General features: G+C 43.7%; 10 protein-coding genes. 5 read left to right on the plus strand and 5 right to left on the minus strand.

Features of this window, described 5'->3' with window-relative positions; genetic code table 11:
- The first annotated feature begins 5 nt into the window (after positions 1-5).
- From FAZ19_RS11485 to FAZ19_RS11505, 5 genes are read left to right on the plus strand one after another with little or no spacing between them, the layout of a single operon-like run.
- Positions 6-1,475: a RagB/SusD family nutrient uptake outer membrane protein gene (locus FAZ19_RS11485; RefSeq protein ID WP_136820865.1), complete on the plus strand. Its 1,470-nt coding sequence runs from the start codon at positions 6-8 to the stop codon at positions 1,473-1,475.
- A 16-nt stretch (positions 1,476-1,491) separates the two neighbouring features.
- On the plus strand, positions 1,492-2,349 hold the full coding sequence (locus FAZ19_RS11490) for a DUF4843 domain-containing protein (RefSeq protein WP_136820866.1): 858 nt from the start codon (positions 1,492-1,494) through the stop codon (positions 2,347-2,349).
- A gap of 25 nt (positions 2,350-2,374) precedes the next feature.
- Positions 2,375-3,916, plus strand: coding sequence for a PKD-like family lipoprotein (locus FAZ19_RS11495; protein ID WP_136820867.1), 1,542 nt, complete (start codon positions 2,375-2,377; stop codon positions 3,914-3,916).
- Between the two features lie 25 nt (positions 3,917-3,941).
- Positions 3,942-5,060, plus strand: a complete 1,119-nt coding sequence (locus tag FAZ19_RS11500) for a TlpA disulfide reductase family protein (protein ID WP_136820868.1) — start codon at positions 3,942-3,944, stop codon at positions 5,058-5,060.
- 5 nt (positions 5,061-5,065) lie between these two features.
- Entirely contained in the window at positions 5,066-6,154 is a 1,089-nt protein-coding gene (locus tag FAZ19_RS11505; protein ID WP_136820869.1) for a TlpA disulfide reductase family protein, read from the plus strand.
- A gap of 41 nt (positions 6,155-6,195) precedes the next feature.
- Here FAZ19_RS11505 and FAZ19_RS11510 read toward each other — a convergent pair whose 3' ends face one another.
- From FAZ19_RS11510 to FAZ19_RS11530, 5 genes are all read right to left on the minus strand, one after another.
- The gene (locus FAZ19_RS11510; protein WP_136820870.1) at positions 6,196-7,332 is read right to left on the minus strand and encodes a glycoside hydrolase family 88/105 protein; all 1,137 of its coding nucleotides are present in this window, start codon (positions 7,330-7,332) and stop codon (positions 6,196-6,198) included.
- A 96-nt stretch (positions 7,333-7,428) separates the two neighbouring features.
- A complete protein-coding gene (locus tag FAZ19_RS11515) occupies positions 7,429-8,724 on the minus strand; it encodes a discoidin domain-containing protein (RefSeq protein WP_136820871.1) in 1,296 nt (431 codons plus the stop codon).
- Between the two features lie 28 nt (positions 8,725-8,752).
- Positions 8,753-10,351 carry a glycoside hydrolase family 76 protein gene (locus FAZ19_RS11520; protein ID WP_169305640.1) on the minus strand — a complete coding sequence of 533 codons (1,599 nt, stop codon included), beginning with the start codon at positions 10,349-10,351 and terminating at the stop codon, positions 8,753-8,755.
- A 32-nt stretch (positions 10,352-10,383) separates the two neighbouring features.
- Positions 10,384-12,171, minus strand: coding sequence for a RagB/SusD family nutrient uptake outer membrane protein (locus FAZ19_RS11525; RefSeq protein ID WP_136820873.1), 1,788 nt, complete (start codon positions 12,169-12,171; stop codon positions 10,384-10,386).
- Between the two features lie 11 nt (positions 12,172-12,182).
- Positions 12,183-15,332 carry a SusC/RagA family TonB-linked outer membrane protein gene (locus tag FAZ19_RS11530; RefSeq protein ID WP_136820874.1) on the minus strand — a complete coding sequence of 1,050 codons (3,150 nt, stop codon included), beginning with the start codon at positions 15,330-15,332 and terminating at the stop codon, positions 12,183-12,185.
- Between the last annotated feature and the right edge of the window lie 25 nt (positions 15,333-15,357).

Below are 15,357 nucleotides of genomic sequence, written 5' to 3' on the forward strand. Positions count from 1 at the left end.
AAAGTATGAAAACACTGCATAAAATAATTATAATCCTTTTCATTGGGTTGATGGCCCTGTCCTGTAGCAAATGGGTAGACGTTAAACCTGTCGATCGCTTGGGAGAGGATCAGCTTTTTGTCAATAGTGCCGGCTTTATGAAGGCACTTAATGGAGTCTATGTAGAGATGGCTCATCCGGATTTGTATGGACAGAATATGAGTGCCGGCATGATTGACGTATTGGCGCAATATTATTATATTAAAAGTTCTACCCATATTTTCGAAAAGTTCACATTGTTCACCTACACAGATGCCAACGTAAAAGCTACATTCGACAATACGTGGCGTAAAGCTTACGAATTGATTGCTAACTGCAATGTTATTATAGAAAAATGTGGAAACGCACCGAGTGAACGGTTACCTCAACCTTATTATGACATTATAAAAGGAGAAACACTTGCACTGAGAGCAATGATACATCTGGATATGCTCCGTCTATTCGGGCCGATTCACAGTGCAGAGAACAAGGACAAGACAAGTATTCCATACGTCAATCAAACAGGATATGATGTGTTGCCACTGCTGAATTCAGAACAAGTCATGCTGCGGGTGAAAGCTGATCTGACAACAGCGTTAGGATTGTTGGAATCTGATCCTATCCGTACCCAGGGTGTCAGAAATTACAGCAATACCTCTGGTCCCAACGATTTTTATTATCGGCAATATCGTTTGAACTATTATGCGGTTAAAGCGCTTTTAGCGCGTGCGTACCTTTGGGAAGGCAATCGTACAGAAGCTTTGTTGCATGCTGAAGAAGTTCTTTTCGAAGTACAATCTTCAGAAAAGAACATTTTTCCTTATGTTACATTTACCGCGGCAACCGATGTTGACAGACCAGACCGTATGTTTTCTACTGAAGTTATGTTCTCACTATATGACATCAAACGCAGTGAAATGTACAGACGGTTATTTGATGTAAACTTGCTGCCTACCCAAAAATTATCTTTTACTGAGGGCGATGTGAATGAAACCCGTGTGCGTGCTTATTATGACAACGAGAATGATTTTCGTCGCCGAATTTGGCAAAGCGCATCGACTGGAACAACAACAGCTACTACGAATATGAAATATGCTGATATCGTCGATGGTCCCGGTCGCTATATGATACCATTAATCCGTCTTTCGGAGCTATTATTGATCGCTGCCGAATGTCATCCCGATCTGGCGCAGGGCACCGCTTATTTCAATAAACTACGTGCAGCACGAAATACCGTTTCGTTATCATTTGCAGATCCCGCCGCTTTAAAATTAGAAATCGGCAAGGAGTTTAGACGTGAAATGCTGGGCGAAGGTCAAATGTTCTTTTTTTACAAAAGGAATTCATACCAATCGATTCCTAATTCGGCCGTTCTGAATATAACTCCCGAAAAAACAATGGTATTAAACAATTACGTAGTTCCGCTGCCGGATAGCGAAACCGCACAAAGAAACTAAACGAAAGCATAACGATATGAAAAATTTACTACGTTTTACCCTGTTCTTGCTGGCGACCACCGTTTTCATTGGCTGTGAGAAAGAAATAATGCCATACCAAGGCAAAGAAGGTGTCTATTTTTCTGTACGCCACAACAATAGTTCTACTATCTTGGAGAGCCTTTGGCCATATCAACCTTATAGCAATGTCGATTTTGTCCGTATCGGAACAGAGGAAATAGAGTTTCCTGTAAAAGTAATGATCACAGGGCCTGTGAAGGATTATGATCGGACTTTCCGACTAGCCGTCAATGCAGACTCAACTACAGCGGTCGACGGACAGCATTACGAACCGATACAGGAAGAATGGACTATTCCGTCAGGTGCCGTATCTACCCTGGTTAAAGTCAGACTTAAGCGTACGCCCGATCTGGAAGAAAACCCCGTAACGTTGGGATTGCGTCTTATTCCAACGAGGGATTTCGAACTGTCTTTTCCTGAATGGGATGCAATACCTGAATTTAATTCAGGTATAGTCATACCCGAATTTGATGCCGGTCTACATTCTTTACGAATTAATGATATCATGATACAGCCTGCCGTGTGGTCCGGATCACTACAATCAGGTAATCGTGAATCAGGTTTATTTGGTGTATTCACACGTAAAAAGATGGAGTTTCTGATGGAAAACCTTGGATTGACATATGAAGATTTTGCAAGTACTGAAACTATGCCCATGGTTCGTCAAATGCTCATATCCAGTGATGGTGCCGCGATTTTAATCAAGCGTTTGAACGAAAAAAATCCTGTACTTGAAGATGACGGCCGGCTGATGTGGATGGGCTCGGTGCCCTGGACTTCCTATCTTGGTGTACCCTACGTTCCTGGACCTTAATCTTCACAAATAATTAAGACATAACATGAAAATATATTATAAAATAGCATTTTTAAGTATGCTAATCCTGAATGCCTGTAGCAAGGATCTCGGTAATTACGAATATCACGACATCAATGAGCTGGATATCCAAGGCGTAAACGATACGTATGTAATGCGCACAAATATCGACACATTGCGTATTGTACCCACGATTACCAAAACAATGGACGAATCCGACGAATCTCGCTACAGCCACCTTTGGATATTAAAGTTAGGTACGTCGGCCTTTGATACCATCAGTCGAGAGAAAAATGTCGAATATCCGATAAAACTTAGCCCTGCATCCTATGATCTGTTCTATAGGGTGTTGGATCAGGTAACCGGCGTCACTTGGACGGCTAATACAAAGATCTCTGTTAGCACACCCTATTCTAAGGGTTTGCTTATTATAGGCGAAGACGAGGAGGGATTTGCGGAAGCTGAGATGCTTGCTATGCTTTCTGATACTGTGCATATCAGGAATATTTTGTCTGGAACAGAGCTTCCGCGTTTGCGTGGACCGGTTAGTTTCTTTCATACAAGTGGCACGGCTACCTACAGTCGTCTATGGGTGATGACCAATACAGGATCTTACTTTCTAGATCGCGCAACAATGGCCGCTACAACAGCCAATATTTTTAGTCGATTCGTTTACACGTCGGATAATATTAATGCTGAAACGCTTCAACCGATAGTGGTAGCACCACAGATACGTACGGCTGCGGGTGCTACCGGTAGTACCCTATATCGTGCACTTATTACTGTTGGCGGCGATATCTTTGCAGGCGCTCCTGTACTCGTAGGCGGAGACTATTATAACAACCCCGTAAACAGGGTGGCTTCCGCGCAGGAGGATCTAATCCCTGCGGCACCATATTTACTTTATCCGATAAACAGCATGAGCACGTTTATGTGGTACGACACGAAAGACCAACGTTTCTTGAATTTTACCGGTATTGCTATCGCTACTTCCTCTGTTGTATTAACCGATGGAGCAAATGATGTTTTCCCTTGGAATCAACCAGCAGGTCGTACCCTTGTCTATGCAGAAAACACCCGTAACACCGACGGCGGCTCGACCAATGGAAATTCGTTTGCCATTATGAAAGACAACGACAATACCTGCCATATCTATAAATTTTACGCCAATGGAACCAATCCCGCTAAACGCGCGGCTTATACGGTCAAGTCAATTGCGACCGATTTTGATAAAGCAGATTTCTACGCTTTCTCTTCCAACCGGAGCGTAATTTTTTATTCAGTAGACAATAAGCTATACGCCTATGATTATAGCACCAATTTTGAGAAGCTATATACCTTTCCCGAGATCGGAAACGACGATATTACGATGTTAAAATTTGACACACAGATCGACCATGTTGCCAACAGTCTATATATAGCTACATATAACAGCATAGAGAAGGGAACTCTACAGCGTTTTAGGGTAGGTATGAATCCTGATGTCGTAGAGCTATTGCCACAAGAAAACAGCACCTGGACAGATATGATCAAGGTAAAAGACATCAACTGGCGAGCAGTAAATTAATTTATAGACATTTATAAAAAAGAACATGAAACTAATACATATTTGGATATTAATCACGTTGTTAGCCAGTCCGGTAGCATCTTTTTCGCAAAGTGGAAATTTTACTATAAAAGGCAAAGCAAATCCACGGCACAATGACAAGTTCATCAAGTTGTACTACGTTAACGATACAACCAAAATCACAGATAGCGTTATCGTGAAGAACGGCCGTTTCAAATTAGAAGGGCATATAACTTCGCCTACCATAGGCAAGTTGGGTATCCAGGAGGGACAAACTGTCGATTTCATTGATTTGTTTCTGTCAAAAGGAACCATCCGTGTATCCGCCCCCGACTCCATTCGTTATGCGCATATCAGTGGCACAAAAATGGCAGAAGCACATGAGCGATTGGCCAAACAAATACGGCCTTCAGAGACAAAGCTCTTCGATGGATTGAACACGTTTAAAATGATGCCAGAAGGTGAAGAAAAGAAAGCTTTTATAGCGAAGTTGATACCCGAGATCAGTAAACAACACAGCGCTAAGCAACAAATAGTTCATGAATTTGTAGCAGAAAACCCCGCCTCTTACGTCTCTCTTTATTATCTCGATAAAACTGCGCTGGGAAGATTGGCCAACTACGAGACCACCTATCCCTATTATGAAAAATTGAGTACGGAATTAAAGGAGACCCCACTTGGGCAGCAATTAGAAGAACGATTACTTGCTGCCAAAGGTCAGTTGACCGGGACAGCCTATAAAGACTTTGTCTCTACTACGCCAGAGGGCAAAACCCTTAGTCTAAAGGAAGTGATTGCTAAAAATAAATATACGCTGGTCGATTTCTGGGCTAGCTGGTGTGGTCCCTGTCGCAAAGAAAATCCACATGTCGTTGAAACATACAACGCGTTTAAAGACAAAGGATTTACGGTTCTCAGTGTTTCGCTAGACGATGACGAAAGTCGGTGGAAAGCCGCCATTGAGCAGGATGGCATGCCATGGTATCATGTTTCCAGTCTCAAAGGCTGGAAAGAACCAGCGGCAGCACTATATGGTGTGCGGGCCATTCCACAAAATGTATTGATTGATGGCCAGGGAAAGATTGTGGCAACCAACCTCCGAGGCGAAACCTTATTTAACAAAATTCAGGAACTCGTAAAATAAATAACATGCATAAATCTAAAAACTTAAAAACACTATATGTGCTGTGCGTAAGCTTATTCGTGTTACATACAGCTGTTGCGCAGGAAACCTTCCACCTCAAAGGAGACATATCAAGTCCTGCAATGGAAGGTAGTGCGGTTCTTTTGGCCTACCATAACGGAAAAACGTTTAAACACGATACGACACGTGTCCGTGAAGGTCATTTCGAACTGAAAGGGAATGTTGATAAACCTGTAAAAGTCCTTCTTTTCGTTGGTTATTCTAAAGAAGAGGAAGCAAAAACAAAGAAACGAGGCGAGAGCACTCAATTCTATCTTGATGCGGGAATCACCACGATAAAAGGAGAACGTGTAGAAACTGCCACTATAAAGGGAGCCGCTGTTCAGCATGATTTCAGTATACTTCAGCAGAGTCTTAACGCTGTCGGCTTGACCGACAACGATATAAAGGAAGAACGCTTTGCTGCTAAGCGAGATAGTGTGTATCTGGATTTTTTAGCATCCTATCCGAACTCTCAAGTGTCGTTTGACCTGATGAAACAAATAGCTAGACCTAATCTCCTCAGCCAACGTTACGAAGAGATGTCACAAATATACACTAATATGGCACCCGTGTGGCGTGATTCCGAGGATGGCCAACGCGTTTCACGGTTGCTGCTTGGTGCAAAAAAACTGGGACTAGGAAAGGATGCCATTGATTTTACGATGAATGATGTCTCGGGTAAGCCAGTTAGCCTGTCAGACTTTCGTGGTCAGTACGTATTGCTTGACTTTTGGGCTTCCTGGTGCATCCCTTGTCGTGCTGAAAATCCACATTTAGTTGAAGCATTTGAAAAGTTTAAAGACAAAAACTTTACGATACTTGGCGTTTCGCTCGATAAAGAAAGCGGTAAGCAGCAATGGATTGATGCCATTGAAAAAGATGGTCTTCCCTGGATTCACGTATCCGATCTCAAAGGGTTCGATAATGCTGCTGCCCAAAGCTATGACGTACAGTCCATTCCTATAAACTATTTAATCGATCCTAAGGGTAAGATTGTTGCAGTGGGTTTGCGAGGAGACCAGCTTATGAAAAAATTGGAAAATATACTTTAGTATACAGCATCCCGAAAGCCGCTTTCGGGATGCTGTATCAATTACTTCTGTAGTGCTAGCATGGCGCTAGCGCACCACAAGAGCGCTGCTTGCCCGTGGAAATCGCCAACCAAACGTCTACGGTTGAGATAATGCTCCTTCGTTGAACCGATATTTGTACCAATACACACTTCCCTGAGATCACCATTTTCGTTAAGATAAGGCATTAACGCAAGCCAGGCCTTACGCACGACTGGTGCATATTCGGCTTGCTTTAACCAACCTTCTTTTACACCGGTGATCATGGCATAGGTAAACATCGCCGACCCCGAAGTTTCCGTCCACGACTCTTTAGGTTCGTCAACTAATTGCCCCCAAAGACCCTCGCTGTTGGTATTTTCTTTTAAGGTACGTATCATCAGTTGATAGCTCGCTAATATCCGGGCATAGTACTCGCTCTCTTTAGGTAGATTTTTCAATAATTCAGTCATGCCAGCTGCCATCCATCCGTTGCCGCGACCCCAGAAAAAAGGTGCCTCTTTTGCATGATAAAAAAGTCCGTTTGGCCTCTGTATCGAGTCGAGATATACTGTCATCTCATATGCTGCCCGGTCAATGTACTTTCTGTCCTTTGTAGCCAGGTAAGCATGGCTTTGGATTGCGGTGATCATATACATGTCATCGATCCAGAACCGCGTCTGCCAGCTCAATCCCTTTTCTAAAAACGAACGGTGTTTGATGCTATCGCGGCTTGAAGACTTTGGCATCTGCCACTGCCGATCCGCAAAATCAATCCCGATATGATAATACAACGGATTTTGGGTCAGCATATAAAGCCGCAAAGGTATCACTCCAAAAACCGTATTGTCTACATGATTGGGCTTTTGCATGAGCTCTTTGCGCTTTCCCAATAGAGGATAAAAACGTTTCTCCAAGTCGGTGAGCAATTGCTTATTGTTTGTTTTTTCGCTAAAAACGAGTGCCCCCAGCCAAGTACATGTTTCCGGATACACAATATAAGGTGGTTCCCCCGAGATTTCGTCAAAATGACGGTAATCGCTAGCAAGATAGTTTCTTACTAGCTTTTCGCCCACCATAGCAGGATCCGCATGTTTCGGTAAATGCTGCAAAATATCTTGCTGTGCATAAGCCTGTATGCTCACGAAAAATAGACAGACGTTTAGAATTTTTCTCTTCATCGTATTATTTTATCAAGTTATGAGGCCATTGGCTATGGACTAGCCAATAGCCTCCATTTTTATTCGGTCTTTGTCATTGGATCCAGTAACGTTCAATTACTCGCTCGCACCATATACACGCATGCGGTTGATGCTGGCTACCCGTCCCCTGTTGCTTTCCGTCACCGTAATTTTAATATAGCGCGCCTTCTGTTTCGCAAATGAAGCATACCGAAGGGCGTCCGAACTCGGGCTCGATCCCCAATCTAGGATACCCACCTGTGTGAAGGAACTGCCGTCGCGGCTCACCTCTATAATGGCTTTACGGAGATCATTATTAAAATTTCTACGATTGATCATTATTTCTGTAATCATGTGCTCTTCTTTCATATCGACCAGTATCCAATGTGGTAGAGGCTCTTCCCCACCTGCCCACTTACTGTGCCAAAACGGATTAGCTCCATCTACTAAGATTGCACCCGGAGTTCCCTGCGATTCACTATAGGATGAAGCCGTCGCCGTCCATCCCTCGTAGCTTAGTTCGGCTTCGATGAAAAAGTTAACCGTTTTCTTCACCGGATCAGCATCTTTTGATGAGACCGTGATCTGTACATCACCTCTACCCTTCGCGGTCACTATACCTTCTTCATCCACCGTCGCGATATCCGGACGGCTGCTTTCATACTGCAATTCAACACCCGACGCAATAGCTGGCAATATAGTTAAATCACGGCGCAAATTATAAGTGCCACCCATCGCGTTGATCATTATCTTATCAGCGGGAACGACAATATCTTCTACCGTAAGATCCAGGACCTTAACTTTGCAGGTGATCATGATATCGGGATTATGTACCGCCCGAACAGTTAAATTAGCTTCGCCATTCAATAGATGCCCTTCCGCCCTACCGGCTTCCGTCACGGTAAAGACACTGGCATCATCGGTGTGGAATGTCACTAGTGGCGTACTGTTTTCTGGAAGTAGGTTGATCATCACTTTTTGTTCCAGATTGTACCCAACGATCAGATAGCCATCTACCATTCCTTCAATTTCGATCGTTTCGATCGAAGGTCGTTCGATAATAATCGTACGTTCGTCGTTCAATCGACTGCCGTCCTGTGTCTTCACTTGTAGAACCGCTTCACCCATTTGTTTAGGCTGTATGAGTCCTTTAGCAGATACCGTAAATATTTCCTCATCGCTAGATTTATAAGTGATACCTGCTCTATCTGCATTCCCTGGTGCAGTAGATGCTTCTACCAGGAATGTTTCATTTAGCGGGATAGTTAGTCCTTCGTTTCCGATATTTTGGATCAGAATATCGCTTACTTTTATCTCTTCTGTTTTGGAGCAGCCCCAAAACAAGAATACTATGCCCAGCACAGCAATCCTATTTCTAAATATACGTGTCATAATTTGGTACAGTTATTTAATATTCCAGTTACTTTTTTGCCTCATAATCGGCGAGTCTAGCCAACATTTCTACACATGCACCTTGATAAAGAATTCCCCACTCGGTACGTGGCGTAGTCGCTTTAAGGTCATTGTTCAATAGATTAGTTTGTGGGTCGCGCGCTATTGACATCCAGGCATGCTGCATTATTTTTCGATAAGCCTGTACATACTTTTCATTTTTATCTATACGGCATAGTTCGATATAACCTCTTAATAGAATAGCATTAAACCACACATTGTTATCCGTCCACATACCAATCTCCTCGCCTAGCGCACTTGAATAATATGGCTTAAACCAACGTTTGTAGGCTGCATCAGCGGTGGCCTTAGCCTCGATCAAGTACTGGTTGTCGCCAGTGATCTCGTACAATAATACAGCAGCTTGTATCGGTTGTCCCGCGTTGTAGGTATATTTCGTTTTATCTATGATGACGGAAGAACCTGGATTATTTGGATCAGATAACTTTATATTATCCCAATAAAGCTTATCTTCCGGATCCTGGAGTCGATCCTTCACCCAATGATAAAATTCCTTCGCACGATCCAAATACGCCTGCTCATTCGTTGCCTGATATAGTTTGGCACCAAGTACGGCGGCAGGAGCCGTTGAACAGGTGTTTTTTCCCTTATCTCCTTCCTTCCAATGAATACCACCTCCCATCAAGCTATTTGTTCCCGACAAGACAAAGTTCCATACTAATTTCGCGCGGTCAAGGTATTTAGAATCATCTGTGAGCATATACAGATCAACCATATCCAATCCGATCCATACATTATCATCATAAAAGCGTTCATCTCCTCCGCCCGGAAATACTGCATACCCCTCAGGACCACCTTGTCTGCGGTTGCGAAACTTGTCTATCGATGTTAAAAATCTATTATCATATAAGTTAGCATACTTCGTTTTTAATGACGCATCGTGCTCTCCCATAGCCTTTAAAGCGGTGTAACCTGAAAAAGCAGCACCTTGCCCCCACACGGTCGATGCACCATCCCAAAACGTATTCCTACGCGGATAGTATTCACCCCAAACATCCAAAGGCATGCCATCGAGAAAGTACGTTACGAGTGCATCCATCATTTCGTCTGCAGCGGTCATCAACATATCCGATTGCTCGGCCTGTGTAACCTCTAGCGTAAAGGTGAAAGGCTGTTTGGCCAACGCAGTATTTACGCCATTGCTTGCCCTTACCGTCCACTTTATGTCGACGGGGTTTCCTATATTCGCACCTGCAGCCTTCGCCAGCGAATCAAGCTGCAGCCGGGATACGTTCAGTGAATACATAGTACCAAGTCTTTCAGGTTTTCGACTCATTAAGGGCTCCGAAAAATCTCCCGAAGCTTTATCAAACAATACGGTATAGAAGGCCAGCGTACCATTCGAAACCATGGCCTCCGACCATTTAAATAATACACCGGCTTGCTGCTCGGCGTCAAGAACGACCCGGGTTTCGTTTGTCGGTGAGCGCAATTCAACCTCCTCTACGAGTCCCTCACCAAGTCCTGCACTCGCTTCCTTTTGACAAGAAGCGAGGGATAAGATAGCTGCAACTACCGTGGTGCTAAGAAATGCTATATTTTTCATAATTTTTTTAACTTTTAGGTGGTATAGTATGCTTACCATCCTGGGTTTTCTACAAGATTTCTATTTTTATTCAGCTCATCCTGCACAATATTCCATAAGTATTGCTTGTCTTTCCATTGACGGGTTTCGAATACCGTACGTTGTGAAAAGTCTGCAGAGGTCGTAGCTTCGATGTTCATGCCGTAAAAGTCACCACCATCTGTATCAGGTGCAATTTTCCAACGACGGGTATCAAAAAAGCGTAGATTTTCAAAGCACAATTCTACCCGGCGTTCCTGGTGGATGGCATCACGCATGGCATCTTTGTCTGCTGGAATAGGTAAATTATCCTCGGCTGTCCCGTATTGTGGAATACCTGCTCTTTCACGAATCATATTGAGATATTTTAGGATATCCGCATGGTTGGGATCATACTCATTTAGTGCTTCCACATAATTCAGATAGACCTCTGCCAACCTTAATTGCACTTCTAAACGACCTTGTATACGATCTGGTTCCAACGTACTGCTTGGATGTACCATTTTACGCGCACCATATCCCGTTCGAGAATAGTTTCTTCCGGTATATAACCCACTATTTCCTCCACTATACATCTGTATCGTTACAGGTTGGTTATTGCTGCCTCTATCATTGTTGAGCCATTTGCTGAGGTTAAAGGTAATTGCTACATAGAAACGAGGTTCACGCCCTACATACATATTTGAGGTACCCGATGCATAATAATTCGTTTGCTGCGAAGTCGTCCCGCTTTCAGAATAGCCCGAGGCACCATCGGTAATTGGTCTACCATTTGCCATAAAAAAGGCATCCACCAACTGCTGCGTTGGACCGAAAGCCGACCAGCCGCCTACATTTCGAGGTGATCCCATTTTATCTGGACCAAAATTATCCGATACCCTCGCCATGATAACTTCGGAGTTCCAATCTGTAAGATGCACATTTTTCAAGGATTCAAATGGCTTAACTGCGCCATTGGCATCCCTTTCGATATAAAGGCTGTATTGTCCAAAATCGATCATTTCTTTAGCAGCATCAGCAGCAAGCTTCCACTTATTCATGTCATACTGCTGATTGATCAGTACAGTACCATCTAGGTTCTTAAAATCAGCATACTCCGTATTTCCGTTAAATAATGGACTAGCCGCGTATAATAACACCCTGGATTTAAATGCCAAAGCCATGCCCTGATTAATTCTACCCCATTCGCGTGTGCTTACCGGAGTGGTAGGTAGATCTGGAATGGCTGTATTGATTTCATTAACCACATAGGCCACGCATTCATCGTACGTGTTACGCGGTATGCTGATCTCTTCCAACGTTGCATCAGGCTCTAAGGGCACATCTGGCATAAGGATCACTGGGCCGTATTGCATCATGAGATTAGCATAAAAGTAAGCACGCAGAAAGCGGGCTTCTGCCTTCCATTTGGTTTTCTCCTGCTGCGGTACCTCCGGATTTTCGTCTACATGTTGTATAAAGAAGGATGCAGAACGAATGCCCTGATAGTAATGTCCCCACCTGTTGAAGGCACCTGTATTTCTATCCCAGTTACCTATATTTAACTGAAAGGGAGCCATGTCGTTATACGTAATATCGACATCATCCGATAAGCCTTCAAAGCTATTGTCAAAGCGCCAATCCATTTGCGAACGAATTCGGTTATATACGTTTGCCAAGTATTGTTCCGTCGTCGTCCGACGCTTAAATATATCGTCGATCTGTAGGCGATCATCGGGCACTTGATCGAAGAAATCTTTGTTGCAAGAACTGCATATGAGCAGAAGCAATAATCCTATGTAAATTTTTATCGTTGTATTCATAATCAACAGAATTAAAAAGTGATGTTCAGTCCTAAGCTATAGGTTTTAATATTTGGATAACGATCTCCCGCACCACTACCCAGCTCTGGATCAAACATTTTGAACGGGCTAAACGTAAGTAAGTTATAACCGATAAAGTAGATCCGTGCATTTTCTACACCCCACCCGCTAAAGCGACCTCTAGGAATAGTATAGCCAAAATCTAGTGTTTTCAGACGTAGAAAACGGCCGTTTTGTACCCAGTGACTGCTTGGTGCTGAATAATTTTGATTGATATCTCCATAAGACAAACGAGGATAGAATGCATCTTGTCGTTGATCATCCTCTGTCCAGCGATCATCTATATTATTAAATAAGCTTCCTCGTGCAGATCCTGCACGGAACGGCATAAAGGTAGTTGACATTGAAAATTCTACCCGATCGGTTCCCTGAAAAAATGCACCCAATGAGAAGCCTTTGTAGGCTGTCGTAAAACCAAATCCGTAAAGAATTTGTGGCACATGGTCAAGTCCGATCGCTGTCTGATCGTTTCCGTCAATAACACCGTCACCGTTTAAATCCCGAAATTTTAAATCTCCTGCCTGCACCACACCTGCTGTACGGGCAACTGATGGATCCTCAATTTCTTCCTGTGTATAGAAACCTTCCGCTATATAGCCAAAGCGCTGAAAAAGACGATGTCCACGTTTTTCCATCCAAGGATAAGGTTTAGCCGGTTCGTCATTTTCGATCAGCTTGTTCGCATTGTAGGTAAATGTGCCTCGGAATGTCGCTCCCCATTCACCCCATTGCTTACTAAAATTGGCTGTTATATCAATACCTTTGTTTTCCGATATACCCAAGTTTCCGAGTGGATTTGACCGCAGTCCCATGGAACCGGGTACCGAGGCACGTGAAAGGAAAATATTTTCTCTTCGTCTCTTAAACACATCGACCATCAGTTCTAATGCATTATCAAAAGTTTTAAGTTCAAGTCCAATATTTGTATTCTTTTCCGTTTCCCAAGTTACGGTGGAAGCATACTCGCCAATATCCAGACCACCTATGTTGTTATCTCTGTTTTGGCCGTAGCTATATCCACCGGTATTTGCCACAGTGGCGATATATGCAAATCGTCTACCATCTTCATTACCATCCAGTTTACTGCTTCCCACCAGACCATATGAGGCTCTAATCTTCAACAGCTGAATCACATTGGACATATTTCCCCAAAATTTTTCATTGGAGGGTACCCATCCGATGGCGTAGGATGGAAAAATTCCATAACGGGTTTCAGGTGCGAAGTTCTCGGATCCGTTATACCCAAAGCTCACTTCTGCTAAATATTTATCTTCAAATGCATAGCTTCCCCGACCGACAATACCGCGGCTCCGATAAGGGATCGAGCCCATTAGATTGTCGGCAGTTGCACTGACTCGGTCGGACTGGTTATACAAGAATAACCCATTTACAGAATGTCCCCCGAAGTCGCGGCTGTAGTTAATGGCCGATTCGAGGTAGAATTGCCTCCGTCCGCCATTGCTTCGACCAAACTCAAGGTAATCTTTACCATTGCCTCCGTCCGTCCGTTCATAGATCAACTCTCCGTTCTCATCACGTTCTCTAGCATAATAGGTATAGGGGACTTTGGATCTATTTAATCGATTGGTATTTTGCGCATCAAAAGAGTATAAAACCCTAGCCGAAAGTCCTTCCGTTAAGAAATCCAGCTTTTGCTTCACATGAATATCCGACATCATTTGGTTTTCATAGGTCGTCGCATAACCGCGATTTGTAAGTAACCCATAAGGATTACTCAAGCCTCCACCCGTAGATACAAAAGGTTCCGATCCATCCGGATATTTCACAGGGTATAGGATAGGGTATAAATTAAAGACGGAAGCGAAGATCGAATTAGTTCCCGTACCCGGATAGTTACCATTGGAGATCCAGCCTTTTATTCCTAAATCCACAGTCGTTGTTTTTGTGGCATGCACAGTTAGTGCGGAGGTAAAGTTATAGCGTTTGTACGCAATTTCAGAATTATACTGTGAAAGACCGTCTGTTTTAAACAGACCTTTTTCATCGTAATAGCCAGCAGATACATAATAGTTCATGCGAGCCGCCCCACCACGGATACTTAAGTTAGCTTTCCGGTTGTTACCGAATCGATTAAAGATCTCCTGAAACCAATCTACATCAGGGTAAAGCATTGGATCTTCCTGGGTCAGCGTTTTTCGGATCAATTCTTCTGAATAGATTGGCGAATCTCCCCGCGTTACATTGGCTTCGTTGGCCATTTGCATATAGGTAACTCCGTCTACCATATCTGGCACGCGGGTAAATTCGGTAATGCCCTGGTAGTAATCGACGTCTATCCGCGGCTTTTCCAGAGCCAAGCCTTTTTTTGTTGTAATCAAGATAACACCATTTGCCCCGCGCACACCGTACACCGAAGTAGAGGATGCATCTTTTAATATATTAAATGATTCAATATCATTTGGGTCGATGTTACTGAAACTCCGCTCGACTCCATCCACCAGCACAAGCGGACTGGAATTATTTAAGGTATTGAATCCACGGATCCAGAGCTGCGCACCATCAAGTCCCGGCTCGGCACTACGTTGCATGCCTACTACTCCCGAAACTCGGCCTGCCAATACCGTGCTGATATTCGCTACTGGCTGCTTCAACTCCTTTACATCCAAGTTTGACTGTGCACCTAGGGTCTGGATTTTCTTCTGCGTTCCGTACCCTACTACCACCACTTCCTCTAGATCATCTGCAGACTCCTCGAGCTGCACATCTATCGCCGGCCGGCCGACTACAGATTGATCTAGCTGTTTAAAGCCGACAATCGTAAATCGAACGGTCTTGGCTTCGTCGGGAATACGAAATTCATATTCCCCATTTTGGTCCGTTTGTGTCGATACAGAGAAGTCGACAATGGAAACTGTAACACCTACGAGCGGTGCACCATCCGTCGTCGTCACCCTACCCGATAAGGTACGTTGCTGCTGTCTACTTACCAGCTCGTCAGTTTCCTTTTTTACTACATTAGATGATTCCCCGAGGGCTCGGTCCACGCTTATCAGCGAGAGAAGTATCATCATCCCTAACGGCGTACCCACTTTAATACCCCGTTTGATCCTGCGAATTTTGTTAAAATCCTTTTTCTTCATTGGTTATAGTTTATTCGTTAATTGG

Source organism: Sphingobacterium alkalisoli (genome assembly GCF_005049105.1).
In the GTDB taxonomy this organism is placed as follows: domain Bacteria; phylum Bacteroidota; class Bacteroidia; order Sphingobacteriales; family Sphingobacteriaceae; genus Sphingobacterium; species Sphingobacterium alkalisoli.